This is a genomic window from Bacillus sp. IT-79MI2 (assembly GCF_949768135.1).
Taxonomy (GTDB): Bacteria; Bacillota; Bacilli; order Bacillales; family Bacillaceae_G; genus Bacillus_A; species Bacillus_A pseudomycoides.
Genome location: NZ_CATKPV010000073.1, coordinates 163240 through 182767, shown reverse-complemented (window position 1 = coordinate 182767; position 19528 = coordinate 163240). Strand labels below are relative to the sequence as shown.

The window sequence follows — 19528 nt, the reverse complement described above, 5'->3', positions numbered from 1 at the left end:
ATTCTATCAAAAGGGGGATAAGCAAATGAATAAATGGGTTAAATCTTTAACTGCTATGGCACTTGCGAGCTCTTTATTTATGGTAGGTTGTAGTAAAGGTGAGGACAAAAAGAAGGATGAGGACAAAACATCGCAGCAAGATGAAAAGAAAGATCAAGAAACGAGCAAGGATAGTAATTCTTCAGATTCAAAGGAAAAAAAATAATATTTTGAATGGTAGGGCTTCCTCAAGTGTTGAGGAAGCTTTTATATATATCCATTTTGCTTTTCCAACATATAAGTCGCTGCTAGGAAGAACAAAAGGTGACCTGCACTCGTTTTTTCTCTTTGTTTTCACTTGGCATGGGACAGGAAGAGGGTCTAACCGCTTTTATGGCGTGGTCGGATGCTCTCTTCCGCCTAAAAAATAGATTTTATGTCGGTTTTTCAATTTGTATTTATATAGTTGCATATTTATCGTTTTTGAGAAAGAATAGAGAGAAATAGTAAGTAAGGAGTACGAAGATGAAAATATGTATATTTGGTGCAACTGGAAGAGTTGGGTCACAGTTAATGAAACTAGCATTACAAGATTCACATGATATCACAGTATTAGTTCGTGATCAAAATAAGCTTATGATGAGACATAATAAGCTACATATCGTAGAAGGGGATGTATTACAGGGAAATGATGTGAAGAAAGCTTTAAAGGGCGCTGAGCTCGTTTTAAGCGCTCTTGGAACAGATGGAAATAGAACATTATCGAATAGTATACCTAGCATTATAAAACATATGGGGAAAGAGGGAGTAAAAAGGATTATTACGATAGGAACAGCAGGCATTTTACAGGCGCGAACAAATCAGAAGATATATCGATTTCAATCGGAAGAATCAAAAAGAAAAACCACAACGGCTGCAGAAGATCATTTAGCTGCTTATGTAGCTTTAAAAAATAGTGAGCTATGCTGGACAATTGTTTGCCCTACACATTTAATTGATGGTGAAGAAACGGGTATATACCGGACGGAGACGGATATGTTACCACTGGATGGATCAAAAATTACGGTAGGAGATACAGCTCGTTTTACGTGGTCGCTAATAAATGAAAAAGTATATGAAAATAGCCGTGTAGGCATTGCTTATTAAAAAAACCATCCCTGAAAAGGGATGGTTAAAAAAGAATGTAACATACAAAAATGATAATCATAATAATTTGTAAAATTGCTTTTGCTACTGTACTGCTTAAGAAGCCGACGACTGTAGCAATTCCGACCATAAACGCTTCTTGTGGTGTCTTTTTATGCATTATTTCTGTCACGAAAACAGACAGAAATGGAATGATAATGAGACCAAATGGTGGGAAGAAAAAGGAGCCGATAATAATAGAAACCATTCCCACACGTTCACCCCATTTGGTACTTCCATATTTCTTTAAGAAGTATCCATTTGCGATAAAATCAGCAACGAAAATAATGATGGTAAAAATGATTTGAAGGATCCAAAAACTTATTGTTAGCTCCCCACCATTTATGCCAAAATGATAAATGAGATATCCAGCCCACAGTGCGAGTATGCCAGGGATAATCGGATAGATAAACGCAATAAACGATACGATAAAACAAGCAATTATACAAAGTGTTAATAAAACGGTCACTTTATATCTCCTTTTTACTATCTAGTTTATGTACAGCAACTTTCTTAATTTGATGCCCGTCAAGTTCTAATGCTTTGAATTGGAAACCAGCATATTCAATTGAATAGCCAACTTCAATATTTAAATCAATTGCCTGAGATAGAAGCCAGCCCCCAATTGTATCTAAATCACTATCATCGATATGTAAACCAAATATATCATTTACTTCTGAAATGAGTACTTTTCCATCCAGTACAGTGAGTTTTGGTGTGCGTTTTTCAATCATTGGCGATTCATCTGCATCAAATTCATCTTGAATTTCACCAATAATTTCTTCAATAATATCTTCCATTGTTAATAGGCCAGCTGTCCCACCGTATTCATCCATTACAATCGCCATTTGCACATGATTCTTTTGAAGATGAATTAATGTTTTACGGATTGGTACTGTTTCAAATACAGTTAAGACCGGATGTATATATGCTTCTAAAGGTTTTTGAATCCCCTTCGTTTGATCGTGAAAAATTTCTTTTGTGTTTAGCATCCCGATAATATCATCTTTATCTTTTTCAATAATCGGATAACGTGTATATTTTTCAGATGCCACGATATCCATATTTTCTTCTAATGTATTTTCGGTAGATAAACAGACCATTTCTGTGCGAGGTACCATAATTTCTTTGGCAACACGATCATCAAATTCGAAAATATTGTTTACATATTTGTATTCAGTCTGATTAATTTCACCACTTTTAAAGCTTTCACCTAAAATAAGTCGTAATTCTTCTTCTGAGTGAGCAAGTTCATTTTCTTTTGCTGGTTCTAAGCCGAATAGTTTTGTAAAGAATACGGCTGTACTATTAAGTAACCAAATGAAAGGATACATGATTTTATCAAACCAAATGAGTGGTTTGGCAAATTTTAATGTAATAGCCTCGGCTTTTTGAATTGCAAAAGATTTTGGAACAAGTTCCCCCAATACAACATGGAAAAAAGTGATGACACTAAATGCAATGATAAACGATAGCGTATTAGCCATTGCTCCAGTAATATTTATTTTTTCAAATAGTGGTCGTAGTAAGTGTTCAACAGTTGGTTCACCAAGCCAACCAAGCCCTAAAGACGTGATAGTAATACCAAGCTGACAGGCTGATAAGTATACATCTAAGTTAGAAACAACGCTTCTGGCAGCTAGTGCTTGCTTATTTCCTTCATTTGCAAGCTGATCAATTCGGCTTTTTCGTACTTTTACAACCGCAAATTCAGATGCGACGAAAAAGCCAGAAATGAGAATAAGTACAAAAATGAGAAAAATATTTAATATGTCCAAGTGTGTTCTCTACTCCGAAGTTGGAATAAAGATGTCACCTCCTGCAAGTATGTTATACTTTTATAATAAATCGAAATGAAAATAATAGTCAAAGGAAATGAGTAAATATTGGAATGTTTTTCTAACCATACATGAATTTGTTGGTATTTTACCCTGAATGAAAGGGGAATAACCCTCCATTTTTAAAAGGAGGGAGATAGCATGAAGCTTAATTACTTTATCAGTGTTTTTGTGATAGTGTAAGTTTGATGTTTAGACTGGTTTGTTGTCCACACGGATTGAAGAAAGGAAAGAATGATGTATGGAATATAAATGAGTAGCAGTCCAATTGTGACAACGGTTGGGGAACTTCCTCCAAATTGAATAATAAATTGTAGTAATCCTTTCGTATGAAAAATACATTCCATATAAAAAAATGACAGAATAATGGAGCTTAAAATAGATTTATGATTTGAAACAATTGCCATAAATAATGTATTAATGAGAAAAGATGAATCACGTAAATCATGTTCTGCAGTTTTATTTAAAAACGGAATCCATTTTTTAATTGCCTGTATAACAATAATCATTGATGTACTACCTATGATGATGAGAGAGGAGAGGAATGGAATTGTTATGTACTTTGCGATGTATAAAGAAATTAAAACAATAGAACATTGTAATAAAGCAGTACTGAATGAGTATGGAATCCAGTGCAATATTGAAGTGTATTTTTTTAGTTGTTTTGGTACCTTTAAGAATAAACGTCCCATTGTTAAGCTAATTGAAAAACCAATTGCGAGTGTGAATGTAAAACGCACGATTGATAAAAAGTATACTTCCCACATATAAGGGAATAGAAGTGTAGATTGTCCTGGAGCATGTACAGTTGTGGTTGAATTTATAATAGGTTGTGATGAAAAAAGAATGGATTCATGCATCCAATCAATCATCGGGATGAAAATGGATGGAAAATGAGCGAGATTATGAAAAATCCCAAGTAAACCTTTCAAATAAGAAGACTCATGAGTTAATAATAAAGAAGGAATAGGGCTTATGATAAGAATAACAAGGAATCCTACAAAAAAGCGATATGTGTAAGAACGAAATAAAGAAGACATAAAGGCTCACCTGCTCTTTGAAAATTCAGAAAATTCTTATTCTTATTTTAGCGCTTTTTTGTGAAAGTTACAATATCTTTTTCTTTACATATGGGTATAAGCTAGGATTATAAGTGATTGTCTTTATTTTCAGCCATAGTCAGTAACTAGCTTAAGTATGATAAGTTGCTTATATTATTTGTTGTACAGAATGATAATCTACTAAATTTCTCAAAAATGAATCATTCATGAACAAATAATGACAATAATATGAAAAGCTTTCAGAAAAATAAAATAAATCATTTATTTTTTTCTGAAAATATAATATAGTTATGGCACAGAAAGTATTTTAACATAAGGAGGCTTTTTATGAGGATTAAAGGAAATTATGTGCCAAAAAGAGAAGTTTTATATTGCTCCATTTCATTTACAATAGGTGAAGCATTGGATCATTTAAATAAAACGGGTTATCGTTGTGTGCCAGTTTTAGATGAAAAGAAAGAGAAATTTTTAGGGAATGTATATAAAGTAGATATTTTAGAATATAAAGGTTCATTAGAAGATGATTTATCAGAATTATTAAATGATAAAGAGGGCTATGTGAGAGAAGACTCTTCTTTCTTTAAAGTGTTCTTTACAATTAAGAAGCTACCATATTTGTCCGTTATCGATGAGAAAGGGACATTTCTTGGAATCTTAACTCATAAAAAGGTATTTGAGTTATTAGAGGATGCATGGGGTGTTCATTCTAGCAGGTATTCTGTTATGGTGGGAACCCAAGATTATAATGGAGCGATTCAAAAACTATCTACAGTTTTGAAAAAATATAGTGGCATTCAAAGTTTAATGACATTTGATAATGATGCGTTATTAGTACGCAGAATTATGTTTACACTAGGCGAAGAATTTAAACCAGAAGAATTAGATTCATTGCTTAAGGATTTAGAAGACCATGGATTTCGCGTTGTATATGTAGAAGAAATGAATAATCCACGTGAAGTGGAGACAATAGAATAGAAGATACAAAGCCATCTGTATAATTTAGATGGCTTTTCGTTATACATAAAAAAGGAAATAGTAATGTTATTTTGAGATAACAAAATGAATCGTTGCATATTTGTTTCTAAAATATTTTCCTAAAAGAATAATAGACGAGGAAGGAGAACTTATTATTTTGTTTTTCGAAAAATTCTATATAAAAAATATGTTTTTATTTTTCAACTAAATATGTTACTATATGTGTGACAAAAGCAAAGAAGTCTGACAAGTTTACTCCATGGTTTAACACTCTAATGATTTAAATATTCAAAAAAATCAAAATTTATAAATTAGAGTAATAAAAAGGGGAAGTGGAGAAATTATGGAGAAAGGCATTGCCTTTTAAGGGGCGATATATTAATCAACATGAGCAGAGAGGAGGATGCATAGCATATTGTGAAAAAAGATAAAAACAATAGGGAACATGCTATGCAAGAAAAAGATGAAGGGACGATTAAGGCCAGGAGATACGATAGCAATTGGTTTGATGTTGTTTGCATTATTTTTAGGAGCAGGAAATTTAATTTTCCCACCAGTATTAGGTCAACAAGCAGGAGAAAATGTTTGGATTGCCACAATTGGATTCCTTGTGACAGGAGTCGGACTTCCTCTATTAGCTGTAACCGCTGTAGCTTTTGTAGAGGGAGACTTGAAAGCGTTATCCTCTAGAGTACATCCTATATTTGCGTTTATTTTCCCACTGATTAGTTATTTAGCGATTGGACCATTCTTTGCAATCCCGCGTACAGGGGCAGTTTCATTTGAAATGGGAATGAAGCCGTTTCTATCAGAAGCGTTTGTGTCAGAGTGGTATATGCTGTTTCTATACACAGTAGTTTTCTTTGGGGTTACTTGGTATTTATCATTAAATCCATCAAAACTAATTGATTGGTTTGGAAAGTTCCTTACCCCATTATTAGTATTAATTGTTGCTGTAATTGTTGGAAAAGCGATTATTGATCCAATTGGGGCGCCTGCTGCACCATTAGATGCATACAAAGAAAATGCATTTTTTGGCGGATTTATTCAAGGATATTTAACGATGGATGCTATTAGTGCACTTGTATTTGGGATCGTTGTTGTACAAGTTATTCGTTCAAAAGGGATAAAAGAGAGTGGACAAATTGCAAAAATAACAATTATATCAGGAATTATTGCTGTGGTAGGCTTAACATTAATTTATTTATCACTTGCTTATCTTGGTTCGACAAGTACATCACTTGGCGTTTCTGATAATGGAGGTCTTATTTTAACGAAAGTTGTAAATGAGCTATATGGAACAAGTGGAAAAGTATTGTTAGGCCTTGTTATTACACTCGCATGTTTAACAACTTCAGTTGGACTTACATCGGCGTGTGCGGGATTCTTTACAAACTTATTCCCAAGATTATCGCATAAAATGATTGTCACATTGGTATGTGCGTTTAGTTTATTTGTATCAAACTTAGGGTTAACACAGCTTATTGCTGTAACATTGCCTGTGTTACTGATTATTTATCCTGTTGCGATTGTACTAATTGTTCTGTCTTATTTCCATAAATGGATTGGGCAACGAAATACAATATATATCGGTGCAATTTTAGGGGCACTAGTTATTAGTCTATTTAACGGTTTAGAAAGTGCAAATATTAAGTTTGATGCTATAATAAATGTGTTGCAAATGCTTCCTTTATATAAGGAAGGAATTGGATGGTTATTGCCATCATGTGTTGGTGGAGTTATGGGTTACTTCCTATATAGACCAAATGAATCAAGGGAGTTACAAAAGAAAGGTGCTTAGGCATCTTTCTTTTTTTAGAGGGAATTTGCATGTTTTGTCTAAATGATAATTTGGGAGGGAGAATAAAATGGCTAATTTTGAAGACTTTTTACAGTTAGATTTACGTATTGGAACGATAAAAAAAGCAGAAGAGTTTAAAGAAGCGCGTGTACCTGCAATTAAGCTGGAAATTGACTTTGGTGAACTTGGTATGAAGCAATCCAGTGCTCAAATTACAAAGCGGTATACACCAGAAGCGTTAATTGGAAAACAAGTTGTTGCCGTAGTGAATTTTCCACCAAAACGTGTTGCAGGCTTTAAATCAGAGGTGCTTGTGTTAGGAGGAGTCCCAGAACATGGTGATGTAATCTTATTGCAACCTGATATAGAAATTCCAAATGGAACGCCAATTAGTTAATATGGGAGAGGATTGGAAATGGAAGTTAGAAAAGCTTATTTAGAATGTGTTTTTTCAAACTTTAAGGTGATTCAAAAGCAAGGAGAACAATCGCTTTCACAGTTATCATATGAACAACTATGCTGGACACCTCATGAAGAAGCAAACAGTGTTGCGATTATAATTAAACATTTGCATGGGAATATGCGCTCAAGATGGACAGATTTCTTAACGACAGACGGTGAAAAGCTAGATCGGAATCGTGATGGTGAATTTGAAGGCGGTTATGCTTCAAAAGAAGAAGTGCTAGCAGCATGGGGGGAAGGATGGGGGTATGTTTTTCAAGCGCTGCAATCATTAACTCCGCAAGATCTTTTAAAGATAATTCATATTCGTGGTGAAGCGCATAGTGTTATGCAAGCAATTGAAAGGCAGATTGCTCATTATGCATCACATATTGGACAAATTATTTATGTTGGGAAATTGCTGAAAGAAAAAGATTGGGAGTGTTTAAGTATTCCTAAAGGACAGTCTAATCGCTATCTTCAAAAGTGACGTTCGATATAATAATAAGAAATGAAGCGATATAGAGCTGGTAGTAAAAAAAAGATCCAAATAATTGAGGGTTCAGTTATGGTTAAAACACTCCCTATAGCGAGAGTATACCAAATGAAATATGCTCCAAATAACGTGTTAATAGGAATGAAACTAGAAAAGAAAAATTGTTGGCTAAAACAAGTATTGTGAAATAAGTAGATACGTATGTAAAATATTGTGGTGATAAGATCTTGTTTTCTGACAATTTTTTTCTGGCATTTATGACATATAAAAGGTGGTTTCATCTTTACACTCCATGTCAACTACCCACCACTTAAACGCTAGCGCGTTTTGAAGTGGGGGCTTGTAAAAGTTCTGGTTGTCTAGCCACGGTCCTTTGTGGACTCCGTTCGTAGGTTGCATACCCAAGAATGATTCCCTAGTTCTTGGCTCTATGGTGGCTCTGTAAAAGTTCTGGTTGGGAAGGAACGGTCAACCACAAGTCTTCTTGCACAAGAAGTTGCCAACACCTACAAACATTGGCGAAGGGAAACAAACTCTTAGGAGGGACAAATCATGCGTGTATTTGTCAAGAATTTAAGAGGAGAACCGCTCATGCCTTGCAGCAATCGCAAAGCTAGGCTTCTTCTCAAACAAGGAAAAGCCAAGATTATTGGGTATACTCCGTTTACAATTCAATTGCAGTATGCTACTGGTGAAACGGTGCAATCCGTTGCAATTGGTGTTGATAGCGGTTCGAAGTATGTAGGCATTGCGATCACCACAGAAGACAAAGTGCTAGCAAAGGGAACAATCGAGTTACGTCAAGACGTTAAAGAGAATCTTACACTGAGAGCTACATTACGCAGAAGTAGAAGACAACGAAAAACAAGATATCGAAAAGCACGTTTTCTCAATCGAAAAAAGAGAGAAGGCTGGTTGCCTCCATCGATTCAAAGTAGGATGCATAACCAAATTCATTGGATTGAAATATTCCGCTCGTTATTACCATCCCCAAAAGTAATTGTTGAAGTAGGAAAGTTTGATGCGCAAAAACTAAAAAACTCCGACATACAAGGAAAAGAATATCAACAAGGTGATGCCTTTGGCTTTTGGAATACAAGGTATTACGTGTTTACGAGAGATCATTATACTTGTCAAATTTGTAAGAAAAAAGGCGGTATTTTGCATACGCATCATATCATTGAACGATGTAGTGGCGGTTCAGATATGGCAGATAACCTTGTAACCGTACATGAAGAGTGCCATCAGAAATTTCACCAAGGAACTATCAAACACATTTTCAAGAAACCAAAACAATATAAAGAGACCGCTTTTATGAATATATTACGTCTGCAAATCATGAATCGTTTAGGTTGTGAGATTACGTATGGCAGCTACACCACACCGAAACGAAAAGAATTACGTTTATCGAAAACACATTATAATGATGCCATTGCGATTACAACCCCAACAAAACTACAAGAATATGAGCAAAGTGGTGAATTTCGCATCAAACAATTTAGAAAGAAAAAACGATCCCTTCATGAATCGACTGCAAGAAAAGGAAGAAAAACAAAAAATACAACTGCAAAACGAAACAATAAAAATACACCAAAGGTACATGGAATCTATTTGGGTGATAAAGTAAAAGTGTTTGGACAAGTAGGATTTGTGACAGGATTTACAGGGAAGATGATGTATGTACAAGATATAGATGGTCATTATCTACAAAATCCTTCTAAGTCTTACAAGCAAGTGAAGATATCGGATATAGAATGCATACACCATAATAACAATTGGTTGTTCTTACAAATCAGTTAGGCTGTGCCTAAACGAAATTCATCCCAACCTTATCGCTGGGCTATTGCCCGTCACGGGCTTGAAGATGGGGACTTCTTTCGGAAATACGTTAAAGGTAAGTATTAAGTTTTTCTTACATTTGTTACTAGTTTATAAATAAGGAGATATAAAGAATATACTCCTACATAAGCCCCGGTAAGGAGAAATAATGGATTCAATAAAATACTGTGAATGGTTGTCATAAATACTAAGCCGTGCAGTACAACATCATATATGTTAAAAGCAATTAGTATACCCAGTATATATAATGAAAGGTACGCGCAAATATCTAAGAAAGCACGGATTTTAGGGTGTGCTGCAAATAATAAAAAAACACATGATAAAACAATAGGAATTATACCTATAATTAGCTTCAATTCACTTCACCTCTATGACAATATAGCCGAAATTTAGGCGGTCTATTCTCTATAGCTTGTACATAAGTTGGAACAGAGAGGGTGATGTTATGAATCGAGGCTTTTTTTATGTAAAATTAACGAGTGTACGAAAGCTCATTTTATTTGTTGTCATTATGATGTTAGCAACTTTTTTTCTTATTAGTATGATGGTGACTTCATTAAAAGAAACAAAGTCAGCATATTTATATAATTGGTTGAATGAGTTGTCAATAAATGGTTATATGTATGTGATTGGAAAGGAAAATCACTATTTTACACAAGAATATCGGAATTTAAATCAAGATTTTTCGATTTCATCTTTTCTTTTTTCAACAGTAACGAATATTCGATTTGATGATGTACGTAGCTTTGTTGGAAAGGAGCTTCCGGGTTTTGGGAAATACGATACGGAAATCGTCATTGCTGGTGAAGGAACAGATTATTCTAACTTACCAATAGAATCGAGTGTTCCACTTGAGGAAGTAGTGAAAGAGCGGACTGGAGAAGCAGGACAAGTTCCGAAAACGGATACAAATAAAGACAAGAAACAACCATCTCAAACAACTGGGAAAAGACAAGTGGCCTTTATTTATCATACGCATAGCTGGGAGTCTTATTTACCGTTATTAAATTTGACAAATAATCCAAATCCAAATAAAGCGACAAGCTCTGTGACGAATATTTCTATTTTGGGAGACAGATTCCGTGAGCAATTAGAAAATGAAGGGATAGGGGCAGTTAATGATAAAACAGATGTTGGGGAGAGGTTGATTAGTAAGGGTTTAAATGATACAAGTTCTTATAAAATGTCTCGTGAAGTTGTACAGGAAGCAATGGCTAGTAACAGAGAATTGCAATACTTCTTTGATTTGCACCGAGATAGCGCTCGTAAAAATGTCACAACAAAAGCGATTGGAGATAAATCATATGCGAAGCTTGCTTTTGTCATTGGAAAAGGAAATAAAAATTATGCAAAAAACTTACAATTAGCAACTGCGCTACATGAAGCGATTAATAAAAAATATCCTGGAGTAAGCCGCGGTGTTATTCAAAAGGGATTTCAAACAGGGAACGGTGTTTATAATCAGGACTTATCAGGACAAGCGATTTTAATTGAAGTGGGAGGTGTAGATAATACATCTGAAGAATTAAATCGTTCCATTGATGTATTGGCGAAAGCATTTAGTGAATATTTTTGGCAAGCAGAAAAGGTAAATGGATGAACGTAAGTGAGATACTTACGTTTTTTTGTGTGTTCAAAAAATAAAAAGATGGAAGCTAAGCTTTTATCTCGCTATCCACGGGTAGTAAGCCCCAACTTTAAAATGTAGCAAATGTAAAAAATTTAAGTGAGGTAAGAAGAAAACGCCCACTGATTAAAGTTTCACTTTATTGTCACAATTTTTTCTTCATTATATTGATATCGAAAATTGTCTATTTCTCCTGGGGAAAATAGAAAGGAATTTCATAAAAAAATAGCGAAAATCTCTTTATAAAGAAAATTTTTATATTATAAACTTGGTAGGGTGATAGAAATGATTCGAGAAATTCGAGTAGAGGACGCAGCAGCATTTTTGCAATTAGGAAAACAATTGGATGAAGAAACTACTTTTATGCTATTAGAACCAGGTGAACGGAATACAACAGTAGAGCAGCAAACACAAATGATTCAACGTTTTGTAGAAGATTATAATTCTACTATATTTGTAGCAGTAGAAGGGGAGCAATTAGTTGGATTTATTTTAGCTAATGGTGGTAATGTGCAAAGAAACAAGCATGCAGCAGCAATTGTAATTGGAATCTTACAAGAATATGGCGGAAAAGGAATTGGGACGACATTGTTTAAAGAAGTAGAAAAGTGGGCAAGATTACATGATATATGGCGTTTGGAATTAACAGTAATGGCCCACAATACAAGAGCGCAGGCACTATATAAAAAAGCAGGATTTGAACAAGAAGGTGTCAAAAAAGATTCTCTTATTGTCGAGGGTGAGCGTGTCGATGAGTATTATATGGCCAAATTATTAAAATAAGAGGTCGTTGTATGAAAAAAAGATGGACACTACTGGGTGTCGTAGTAGTTGTAATTATTATTGGAGTGGCAAGCATTAATTATAAAATGTATAAAGATAAACAGGCACAAGAGGTGAATAGTAGCGTTGTATTTCCAAAAGCACAAGAAACTATTGCCAAAATGGAAGGAGATCTTGCGGTTGTCAATAATCCTGATTCCGTACTTGTACTTGTAAATAAAAGCAGACGGCTACCAGATCGTTATAAGCCACAAGATTTAGTTATTCCAAAAGTGCGTTATTCGAGTGAAGGTGATCAAGAGAAAAAGAAGATGAGGAAAGAAGCAGCGCAGGCACTTGAAAAAATGTTCGAGCAAGGAGATCAGGAGCGGATTTTTCTTTTTGCAGTTTCTGGATACCGGTCTTTTGATCGGCAAAAAGCATTAAATACAATGTATAAGATTCAAGATGGAGAAGCAAAAACAGCAATGTCTAGTGCTGTTCCAGGAACGAGTGAACATCAAACGGGACTCGCAATGGATATTACATCACAATCAGCTAAATTCCAATTAGAGTCTGTTTTTGGAGATACAAAAGAAGGGAAATGGCTATCTCAAAATGCGCATCGATTTGGTTTTGTCATTCGGTATACAAAAGAGAAGGAGTCCATTACGGGTTATCGGTATGAACCGTGGCACGTACGTTATGTAGGGAATCCACAAGCGACATATCTATATGAAAATCAACTCACCTTAGAGGAAGCGATGAAGTAATGAATTGAGGGGAGACGGATTAGATGACGATGTTATATAAGAAAAAAGTATATGCATACATTACAAGGGAGAAAGCAGGAGTTATGCAGTTGCTTGTTTTTACTCATCGTGATATACCAGAAGCAGGTATACAGGTCCCAGGTGGCACAGTTGACGAAGGAGAAAAATTAGAAGCAGCAGTACTGCGTGAAGTAATAGAAGAGTCTGGACTTCGTCATTTATGTATAGAACGTTTCATTGATGATTATATCATCTATATGAAAGAAAAACAGGAGTATCAAAAGCGTCACTTCTTTCACATTTCATTATTAACAGATGTAAAAGATATGTGGGAACATATAGTAAGTGCAGGAGAGGAAGATGAGGGCCTAACATTTTGTTATGAATGGGTTGATATAGCAAAGTGTCCTGTATTAGCAGGGAATCAAGGTGAATTTGTACATTTATTAGAGGACGTGTATGTGAAATAAAAGAGAGTTTGAAAATAGGAAGAGAATATATGTGATTGTTAACAACGTTTTAGATAGTTTTATTCGTCTAAGGCGTTTTTTATTTTGTTTGAAGGTTTTTATGTATGGTAGACGAAATGTTTAAACAGATGTGAATTTGTCGAAATGAGGAGACAAGGCAATGATTAAAGTTAATAAGTAATAAGATAAGATCTGAAACTAGGAAACAACTTGTAAGGGGAGAAATCAGATGGAGATTCAATTCAATAAACTACTAAGAAAAGAATTAACAATTCATGGTATACAAACAGCGATGGAAAATGGGGAACTTACTTCGAAAGAGTTAGTTATGTATTACCTTCATAGAATAGCGAAGTATGACCAAGACGGTCCGAAAATAAATTCTATTTTAGAAATAAATCCAGATGCAATTTTTATCGCAGAAGGATTAGATCATGAAAGAAAAATAAAGGGTGTCAGAGGTCCTTTGCACGGTATTCCTATTCTCTTAAAAGATAATATTGAAACAAATGATTCAATGCATACAAGTGCAGGAACAATTGCGCTTGAAAACTATAGGAGTAATCATGATGCATTTCTTGTTGAAAAGCTTCGTGAAGCAGGTGCAGTCATATTAGGTAAGACGAATATGACAGAATTAGCGAATGGAATGTCTTTTGAAATGTGGGCTGGATATAGTTCAAGAGGTGGACAAGTCATTAATCCATATGGATCAGGTGATGATGACCTTTTTGTTGGTGGTTCAAGTACAGGATCGGCCGTAGCGGTTGCTGCCAACTTAACCGTTTTATCTGTTGGAACAGAAACAGATGCCTCTATTTTAAGTCCAGCAGTTCAGAACTCTGTAGTTGGTATTAAGCCTACTGTTGGCTTAGTAAGTCGCAAGGGGATTATACCTTTTACATATTCGCAAGATACAGCGGGATCTTTTGCTAGAACAGTAACTGACGCGGCAATTTTATTGGGGAGTCTAACAGGAATAGACCAGCTTGATCCTGCAACTTATAAAAGTGAAGGAAGAGCTCAACAAGATTATATGGTTTATTTAGATTCTAATGGTTTAAGGAGTGCTAAAATTGGAGTATTTAACAAAGCCTCTGAAAGCTATTACGAATCTGGAGAGTATGATGAGGAACTATTTCAGAATGCTATACAAGTACTGCGTAATGAAGGAGCAACAGTATTAGAAGATATCGAAATTCCATCTTTTCATAGGGAGTGGAGTTGGAGAGTCTCATCGTATGAATTAAAACATAGTCTAGATAATTATCTTTCCAAGTTACCTTCCAATATTCCAGTCCATTCTATCTCTGAATTAATTGCATTTAATAAAAATATAGAAGAGAAAGCATTAAAATATGGACAAAGTAGGTTGGAGTTTGGAAAGGATTTTTCTAATACGTTAAGAAACCCTGAATACTTAAATGCAAAATTAGAAGATTTATATTTTTCCCAGGAACAAGGAATTGATTTTGCGTTAAAGAAATATGATCTTGATGCAATTCTCTTCCCTTCATATATAGGATCAACAATATGTGCCAAAGCTGGTTATCCTTCCATAGCAGTACCGGCTGGATATATGAAAAGCGGAAGACCGTTTGGAATCACTTTTGCAAGTACTGCTTTTAGTGAAGGGACTTTAATTAAGCTTGCATATGCATTTGAACAAGCTACAAAACATAGACGCATTCCAAATTTATCGTAAATAGAATGCAAAAAGGATAGGGTAACCTATCCTTTTTGCATTCTGTGAACTTAAAGAGAAATGTCTTTTTCTTGCTGTTTTGTATGTTTTAACAAAATAAAAGATAAACAAGCAGAACAAAAAATTAGAAAAGCAGCAATGATATATATAGTACGGACACCGAACATATCGGTAATAATGCCAACGCATAGCATAGAAAGTCCTGAAACAGCCGAAGTAAGTGTACCGTGAGCTGTATACATTCTTGATAATAGAGATGGTGGTACGCTTGATTGTAAAACGGTTGTTTGGGAAATATCTCGAATTTGATAGGAAGGTCCCATTAGAACACAAAGAAACAGTGCAATAAATCCGTTGCTTGTTATGCCATATAAGAAGGTAAGCACGCTAAATAGAAGTGATCCTAAGGCCATTGAGCGTATTAAGTTATTTTGAATATATGTACTCATTCGCCATGCTAATAGCCCACCAATTAATGTTCCGAAATAATAGCTTGTGTTGATATAACCCCACCATTCTGCTCCTCTATGAAGAACAGTCGTTACGTAAGCCATAGTAATACCACCAATCCATATCGTTCCAGCAAAAGTTTCAATTAAGTCCATATATGTAACTATACGGAGGGAGGGATGCTGAAATAAAAGTTTCCATCCTTCTATTAATACAGCTGATTTGGAAGAGGATTTCTCTATTGTTTGTTCAGTTTGTATAGCGCGCAATGAAACATATAATGCAATACACCCCAAAATCATTAATACGTTGTTTATCATAAGTGTAGAAGTGGCACCAATCAATAAGACCACTACACTTGTGAATGAATAAGCAGCTGCTTGAACAATTTGTGTTGAAAAGGAAAAGACACTATTTACTTTTACTAACTTTTCTTGTGATGTTAGACGTGGAATAACAGCGTATAATAAAGGAGAACTCCAACCTTCGCATAATGAAATGAGAATAATAAAAGCAAGAAGGGCAATGATGTTAGATGATAGTAAGGGAAATAATGCAGTTAAAAGAATAAAAAAGAAAGTCTTAACGCCTTGCAATGTAAAGAGCAATGAATAAGATGGAAAACGGTTCATTAAAAGTGGTGCGGATGTACTCGCAATAAAACTTGTAATAACTCGTAATAATGGAAAAAGAGCTGTGATAGTAGCTGATTTGGTTGTTATATAAATATGAGTAGTAAGAATCATTATGTAAACAACTTCAGCAAGAGTGATGCACATTTTAGAAAACCAATAAAAGGATAGCGATTGTTGGTGCAATATTGGTACCTCCACTCAAAGAATAATACATATTTCTTTATAGTAATCATAATTCGTGGAATAAATTTTTGAAAGAATTTTATTTTTTGTAACTTTTATACAGGGATTTTCATGTATAATAAAGAATATATTAATATACTATTTTAATAATACTCATTATAACAGTGAATATGTATAGTAGCTTCCGATGAAACGTCTCGCCTTAATTAGGAGGACGTGATAAACAATTCTTTTTTTTCATATACATATAGAAAATAAAAAAGAAAGTGAGGGTTGCATATGGCTGGATGGGTAGTTTGGTTTATTATAGCCGGTATTTTATTTATAGCAGAAATGTTATCGATTACCTTTTACATGTTATGGCTTGGAATTGGAGCGGTTGTCGGAGGTCTTATTGCATTGTTTGCTCCAGATGCACTATTTTTACAAGTTGTTGTAGGAGCAATTGTAAGTTTAACATTGACTTTCTTTACGAAACGAATCTCTAAAAATTTTCGAGAGGCAAAAGGATTTATCGATACTGTCGATAAATTAGCTGGTAAAAAAGGAATTATCCTGCAAGCGATTACAAGTGAAGGGAATGGGATCGTGAAAGTGGATGGCGATACTTGGACTGCTATTTCGGATGTTCCTATTTCTACTGGGGAAAGAGTCATTGTTATAAAGAGGAGCAGCACTGTTTTATATGTGAAAAGGGAGAGTGAATAAAAATGGTAGCATTAACATTAACGATTATTTTTGCATTAATTGTCATTGTATTTATCGCGTTAACAATTAAAATCATGCCCCAACAAAAGGTAGGTGTGGTTGAAAGATTTGGTAAATTCCAACGCATCATGCAGCCAGGGTTAAATCTAATAATCCCAATTGTAGATCGTATACGTGTATACCATGATTTACGTATTCAACAAACAAATGTGCCACCACAAAAGGTAATTACGAAAGATAACGTACAGGTAGAAATTGATACAATAATTTTCTATCAAATCGTTGAACCGGAACTTGCGACATATGGTATTTCTAACTATGAATATGGTGTTCGTAATATTACATCTGCAACAATGCGTCAAATCATTGGTAAAATGGAGCTGGATGAAACATTATCAGGGCGTGAAAAGATTTCAACAGAAATTCGTCTAGCTCTTGACGAAGCAACAGAGAAGTGGGGCGTTCGTATTGAACGTGTGGAAGTTGTTGATATTAATCCACCAAAAGATGTGCAGGTATCCATGGAAAAACAAATGAAAGCAGAGCGTAATAAGCGTGCGATTATTCTAGAAGCAGAAGCGGCTAAACAAGATAAAGTTCTTCGTGCTGAAGGGGAAAAACAAAGTAAAATCTTGATGGCTGAAGGGGATAAAGAAGCGCGTATTCGCGAAGCAGAAGGTATACGAGAAGCGAAAGAATTAGAAGCACAAGGGGAAGCAAGAGCAATTGAAACGATTGCGAAAGCAGAACAAAACCGAATCGAATTAATACGTGCAGCGGACTTAGATGAACGCGTTCTTGCTTATAAATCATTTGAATCGTTAGCTGAAGTAGCAAAAGGACCAGCAAATAAGATCTTCATCCCATCTAATGCAATTGAAACACTTGGCACACTTGGTGCAATCGGTGAAATTTTTAAAGAAAAACAAGCGAAGAAATCACCTTCGTCGGATACATCGAAAGAACAATAACTAATGAGAGAGAAATGGGCTGCCATTTCTCTTTTTTTATCATTTTAACCGAGAAGACCCCCTCCTCTAAACGAAGTGAAGGTGGGGGTAGTTCAATTAGGGAGGATTGTACAAAACGGGCTGTAGATATTTTGAAGATTTGTATATCATTTATATTTGTTCTAAGTGGGCTAGGTAAGAAAAGACATTATTTTTAACTTACACTTAAACTTGGGTGCAACACAAATTGAAAATGGAATTCTAGTATGTAAGGTCTAATTTAAAAGTCTAGTAAATATATATTACATAAAGCTTGTACATATCCATGTTTGAACTACCACCACTTACTCATTGGTCTGTGCCCTTCACGTTCCTTGAGGTGGGGGCTTCTCACCTAAAATGATAAAGAAGGTGATACATTGAAAAAGTATGCAACTCGTATACATGGAAAGAAATTTCTATTTTTAATTTTATCATATGTATTTGTAGTGATAGTGGCGGCGTCTATTGTGACCTCGCTTTTACATACTATGAAATCTTATTATGCGAGTCAGTGGTTTGGAAAAGTATCAATGCAAGGATTTATTCAAATGTTTGAGAGTGAAAATCGTTATTTTGCATCGGATTATTTTAAAACAAATAAACGAGAGTCTGTTGGGAATTTATTGTTTTCTATCACAACAGATCTGAAAATACATGATTTACGAACGTTCGTTGGCAAAGAAGTACCGGGGATGTCAAAGTACTATTCTAATATTATCGTAGCTGGAGAAGGAACGGACTATACGAATATTCCGAATGAATCTAGTGTACCGATTGAAGAGGTAACGAAAGAACGGGAAGTAGCGAAAGATAAAGTCACAGAAGCAGACAAAAAGAATCCTGTACAAAAAAATAAAAACGATGCAAAAGGTGAAAAAGCTGTATATATTTATCACACGCATAGTTGGGAGTCCTTTTATCCATTGTTACCTGGGGCGAAGAGTCCATCAAGTCCGGATGTAAATGTCTCGCTTTTGGGAGAGCGTCTAAAAGAACAGTTGGAAGGGCAGGGAATACCGGTTCTTCATGACAAAACAAACATGGGTGATTTATTGGCGAATAAGAAATGGAAATGGTATCAAGCATATACCGCATCTCATGGATATGTGAAAGAAGCCTTGGCACAAAATGATAAGATTATGTTTCCAATTGATATTCACAGGGACGATCAGCGGAAGAATGTTACGACAAAAGTGATTAATGGCAAATCCTATGCGAGGTTATATTTTATAATAGGGATGGAAAATGCAGGGCGTTCTGATAATGAAAAGATTGCAAGAGCGATAAATTCGTATTTAGATGAAAACTATTATGGGTTAAGTAGAGGGATTTTTCCAAAGTATAAAAAGGATGGAAATGGAGTCTATAATCAAGATTTATCGAAAAATGCCATGCTTATCGAAGTTGGTGGCGTTGATAATACTTTAGAAGAGCTATATAACACAATTGATGTGTTAACTGAAGCATTTAGTAAATATTATTGGGATGCGGAGAAGGTGAATGAATGATGTGAAAGGAACAGGGAACTGTTCCTTTTTTACATGTCCCTTAAAAATTTTACTAGAATTTCATAATGTGAAATAAGGCAGTAGTTTTGAGCTGAGATTG

21 protein-coding genes are annotated in these 19528 nt (G+C 34.9%); 15 read left to right on the top strand and 6 right to left on the bottom strand.

Annotated elements, in window-relative coordinates; genetic code table 11:
* Positions 1 to 25: 25 nt before the first annotated feature.
* Complete coding sequence (locus ACM6HU_RS19335; RefSeq protein WP_016114600.1) at positions 26 to 205, top strand: hypothetical protein; 180 nt, start codon at positions 26 to 28, stop codon at positions 203 to 205.
* A gap of 299 nt (positions 206 to 504) precedes the next feature.
* The gene (locus tag ACM6HU_RS19330) at positions 505 to 1125 is read left to right on the top strand and encodes an NAD(P)-dependent oxidoreductase (RefSeq protein ID WP_016114601.1); all 621 of its coding nucleotides are present in this window, start codon (positions 505 to 507) and stop codon (positions 1123 to 1125) included.
* Between the two features lie 25 nt (positions 1126 to 1150).
* Here the strand turns inward: ACM6HU_RS19330 and ACM6HU_RS19325 are convergent, their stop codons facing one another.
* From ACM6HU_RS19325 to ACM6HU_RS19315, 3 genes are all read right to left on the bottom strand, one after another.
* Complete coding sequence (locus tag ACM6HU_RS19325; RefSeq protein WP_003197140.1) at positions 1151 to 1633, bottom strand: DUF456 domain-containing protein; 483 nt, start codon at positions 1631 to 1633, stop codon at positions 1151 to 1153.
* A 1-nt stretch (position 1634) separates the two neighbouring features.
* Complete coding sequence (locus tag ACM6HU_RS19320) at positions 1635 to 2942, bottom strand: hemolysin family protein (RefSeq protein ID WP_016114602.1); 1308 nt, start codon at positions 2940 to 2942, stop codon at positions 1635 to 1637.
* 212 nt (positions 2943 to 3154) lie between these two features.
* Complete coding sequence (locus ACM6HU_RS19315; RefSeq protein WP_016114603.1) at positions 3155 to 4042, bottom strand: hypothetical protein; 888 nt, start codon at positions 4040 to 4042, stop codon at positions 3155 to 3157.
* Between the two features lie 348 nt (positions 4043 to 4390).
* Here ACM6HU_RS19315 and cbpA point away from each other — a divergent pair, with 348 nt between their 5' ends.
* From cbpA to ACM6HU_RS19295, 4 genes are all read left to right on the top strand, one after another.
* On the top strand, positions 4391 to 5038 hold the full coding sequence (gene cbpA / locus ACM6HU_RS19310) for a cyclic di-AMP binding protein CbpA (RefSeq protein WP_003197146.1): 648 nt from the start codon (positions 4391 to 4393) through the stop codon (positions 5036 to 5038).
* A gap of 463 nt (positions 5039 to 5501) precedes the next feature.
* Positions 5502 to 6839, top strand: coding sequence for a branched-chain amino acid transport system II carrier protein BrnQ4 (gene brnQ4 / locus ACM6HU_RS19305; RefSeq protein WP_033671128.1), 1338 nt, complete (start codon positions 5502 to 5504; stop codon positions 6837 to 6839).
* Positions 6840 to 6906: 67 nt separating this feature from the next.
* The gene (gene csaA, locus ACM6HU_RS19300; protein ID WP_003197150.1) at positions 6907 to 7236 is read left to right on the top strand and encodes a chaperone CsaA; all 330 of its coding nucleotides are present in this window, start codon (positions 6907 to 6909) and stop codon (positions 7234 to 7236) included.
* 18 nt (positions 7237 to 7254) lie between these two features.
* Positions 7255 to 7770: a DUF1572 family protein gene (locus tag ACM6HU_RS19295; protein WP_006094618.1), complete on the top strand. Its 516-nt coding sequence runs from the start codon at positions 7255 to 7257 to the stop codon at positions 7768 to 7770.
* Here ACM6HU_RS19295 and ACM6HU_RS19290 read toward each other — a convergent pair.
* Positions 7761 to 8057: a permease gene (locus tag ACM6HU_RS19290; protein ID WP_229161603.1), complete on the bottom strand. Its 297-nt coding sequence runs from the start codon at positions 8055 to 8057 to the stop codon at positions 7761 to 7763. The two genes, ACM6HU_RS19295 and ACM6HU_RS19290, sit on opposite strands and share 10 nt — an antisense overlap.
* A gap of 271 nt (positions 8058 to 8328) precedes the next feature.
* Between ACM6HU_RS19290 and iscB the strand changes: the two genes are divergently transcribed.
* Positions 8329 to 9576: an RNA-guided endonuclease IscB gene (gene iscB, locus ACM6HU_RS19285; RefSeq protein WP_016114605.1), complete on the top strand. Its 1248-nt coding sequence runs from the start codon at positions 8329 to 8331 to the stop codon at positions 9574 to 9576.
* Positions 9577 to 9677: 101 nt separating this feature from the next.
* On the opposite strand, the gene ACM6HU_RS19280 is transcribed toward iscB, so the two are convergent.
* Positions 9678 to 9971 carry a hypothetical protein gene (locus ACM6HU_RS19280; protein ID WP_016114606.1) on the bottom strand — a complete coding sequence of 98 codons (294 nt, stop codon included), beginning with the start codon at positions 9969 to 9971 and terminating at the stop codon, positions 9678 to 9680.
* An 89-nt stretch (positions 9972 to 10060) separates the two neighbouring features.
* Between ACM6HU_RS19280 and spoIIP (ACM6HU_RS19275) the strand changes: the two genes are divergently transcribed.
* The 5 genes from spoIIP (ACM6HU_RS19275) (at position 10061) to ACM6HU_RS19255 (ending at position 14952) form a co-directional block, all read left to right on the top strand.
* On the top strand, positions 10061 to 11215 hold the full coding sequence (gene spoIIP / locus ACM6HU_RS19275) for a stage II sporulation protein P (RefSeq protein ID WP_003206948.1): 1155 nt from the start codon (positions 10061 to 10063) through the stop codon (positions 11213 to 11215).
* A gap of 312 nt (positions 11216 to 11527) precedes the next feature.
* Positions 11528 to 12025 carry a GNAT family N-acetyltransferase gene (locus tag ACM6HU_RS19270; RefSeq protein ID WP_016114607.1) on the top strand — a complete coding sequence of 166 codons (498 nt, stop codon included), beginning with the start codon at positions 11528 to 11530 and terminating at the stop codon, positions 12023 to 12025.
* An 11-nt stretch (positions 12026 to 12036) separates the two neighbouring features.
* Positions 12037 to 12777, top strand: coding sequence for a D-alanyl-D-alanine carboxypeptidase family protein (locus ACM6HU_RS19265; protein ID WP_006094622.1), 741 nt, complete (start codon positions 12037 to 12039; stop codon positions 12775 to 12777).
* A 23-nt stretch (positions 12778 to 12800) separates the two neighbouring features.
* Entirely contained in the window at positions 12801 to 13247 is a 447-nt protein-coding gene (locus ACM6HU_RS19260; RefSeq protein WP_003197163.1) for an NUDIX hydrolase, read from the top strand.
* A 229-nt stretch (positions 13248 to 13476) separates the two neighbouring features.
* A complete protein-coding gene (locus ACM6HU_RS19255; RefSeq protein ID WP_006094623.1) occupies positions 13477 to 14952 on the top strand; it encodes an amidase family protein in 1476 nt (491 codons plus the stop codon).
* A 50-nt stretch (positions 14953 to 15002) separates the two neighbouring features.
* On the opposite strand, the gene ACM6HU_RS19250 is transcribed toward ACM6HU_RS19255, so the two are convergent.
* Positions 15003 to 16181, bottom strand: coding sequence for an MFS transporter (locus tag ACM6HU_RS19250; protein WP_078211714.1), 1179 nt, complete (start codon positions 16179 to 16181; stop codon positions 15003 to 15005).
* Positions 16182 to 16499: 318 nt separating this feature from the next.
* Here ACM6HU_RS19250 and ACM6HU_RS19245 point away from each other — a divergent pair, with 318 nt between their 5' ends.
* The 3 genes from ACM6HU_RS19245 (at position 16500) to spoIIP (ACM6HU_RS19235) (ending at position 19428) form a co-directional block, all read left to right on the top strand.
* A complete protein-coding gene (locus tag ACM6HU_RS19245) occupies positions 16500 to 16928 on the top strand; it encodes an NfeD family protein (RefSeq protein ID WP_003197168.1) in 429 nt (142 codons plus the stop codon).
* A 2-nt stretch (positions 16929 to 16930) separates the two neighbouring features.
* Positions 16931 to 17899 (top strand): SPFH domain-containing protein, encoded by a 969-nt coding sequence (locus ACM6HU_RS19240; RefSeq protein ID WP_006094625.1) that lies wholly within the window; start codon positions 16931 to 16933, stop codon positions 17897 to 17899.
* 398 nt (positions 17900 to 18297) lie between these two features.
* Positions 18298 to 19428 (top strand): stage II sporulation protein P, encoded by a 1131-nt coding sequence (gene spoIIP, locus ACM6HU_RS19235; protein ID WP_016114609.1) that lies wholly within the window; start codon positions 18298 to 18300, stop codon positions 19426 to 19428.
* Positions 19429 to 19528 lie beyond the last annotated feature (100 nt).